Source organism: Streptomyces sp. MK37H (assembly GCF_018035285.1).
GTDB classification, from domain to species: domain Bacteria; phylum Actinomycetota; class Actinomycetes; order Streptomycetales; family Streptomycetaceae; genus Streptomyces; species Streptomyces endocoffeicus.
Window position 1 is genome coordinate 1 of sequence record NZ_JAAAYH010000849.1, and the last position, 1,399, is coordinate 1,399.

Here is a 1,399-nt window from a genome sequence, read left to right on the forward strand (position 1 = left end):
GCGGAGCTGCCCCCCGGGGTCGGGGAGATCCCGGAGTCCATCGTGGATCCGGAGGGGCGGGGTCCGCGGGTGTGGTTCCAGCAGGTTCCGGAGTCCAAGGTCACCAAGAACCGGTTGCATCTCGATCTGAAGGTGGGCGGTGGGCGGGATGTGCCCCTCGCGGTCCGCACCGAGCGCGTCACCGCGACCGTGGACCGGCTGAAGGAGGCCGGAGCCACGGTCGTGCGGATCATGGACGAGCCGGGGATGGAGCACTACGGGGTGCTGCTCCAGGACCCGGAGGGCAATGAGTTCTGTGTCGTCTAAGCGGATCGGCGGAAGTCGGCCGCAGTTCGGACGCGCCCCGAAGTGGCGCGGGGCTGTGTCGATATGCGGCTCCGCCGCGGCTGTGTCGATATGCGGCTCCGCCGCGTGGGACCGGCCACGACGGCGTCGCAGACGATCGACGGCAGGTCGGGGCACTTCCTGCGGACCGCTTAGTTGTGTCGTCCAGTCGTGGTCGTCTAGCTGTGGGGTGACAGCACGCGGTCGAGGGGGAGGCGGACGAGGGCGCCGGAGTGGGGGTCGTCGAGCGGGGCGTTGAACTCGCGGACGCGGCGCAGTTCGGTGTCGGACAGGGCGCGGGCGTACAGGCGGAACTCATCGAGATCGCCCGTCATATAGGACCGGCTGTCCACGGCCTGGCCGAGGTGGAGGCCGAAGGGCGCGGTGCGGCTTACGGTGCCCGGGGCGTCGGGGGCGGTGACCGCGGTGCCGCCGTCCACGGTGAGGGAGAGCCGTCCGCCGCTGCGGACGAGGGCGAGGTGGTGCCACTGCCCGTCGTTGTACGCGGCGTCGGTGGACACCGAGGCGCTGGTGAAGGTGGCGAAGCCGTTGACCGTGGTCATCAGCGCCCGGATCCGGTTGCTCCCGGGCTCACCGCGCAGCCAGACCTGCGGCTGTTTGTTGCCGATCCCGCCCATCCACAGGAACGGATGCTGCCCGGAGGCGGCCGAGTAGCGGAACCACAGGCTCACGGTGAAGTCGCGGGTGCCCAGCGGCAGGGCGTTCCGGTACGGGACCTGTACGGCGTCGTCCGTGCCGTCGAAGGACAGCGCGTCACCGAAGCGGCCGTCGTCGCGCTTGGCCGCGCCGCCGAGCACGGTCGCGGACCGGGCACCGGGCGCGCGGTCGTCGGTGGTGGGGGAGGGCGGCTGGCGGGAGCCCAGCCAGTCCTCGGTGAAGCGGGCGAAGCGGATCTCGTCACGGGCGTCCACCGCACCGCCCTCGTACAGCAGCCCCACCGTGTCGCGGGAGATCGCGACCATGTCCGAGTAGCCGGACCAGTCGGTGGTGACGACCTTGCCGCGGTCCACACCGTCCCAGGTGCGGGCCTCGTCCCAGGAGGAGCGGACCATCA

At 71.3% G+C, this 1,399-nt stretch carries 2 protein-coding genes; one reads left to right on the forward strand and one right to left on the reverse strand.

Annotation, left to right across the window (positions count from 1 at the left end):
- A partial coding sequence (locus GWI24_RS44370) for a VOC family protein (RefSeq protein ID WP_210951662.1) occupies positions 1 to 306 on the forward strand: 306 nt, incomplete at its 5' end.
- A gap of 197 nt (positions 307 to 503) precedes the next feature.
- Here the strand turns inward: GWI24_RS44370 and GWI24_RS44375 are convergent.
- Positions 504 to 1,399 (reverse strand): LamG domain-containing protein (locus GWI24_RS44375; protein WP_247617744.1); only part of this gene is annotated, 896 nt, incomplete at its 5' end.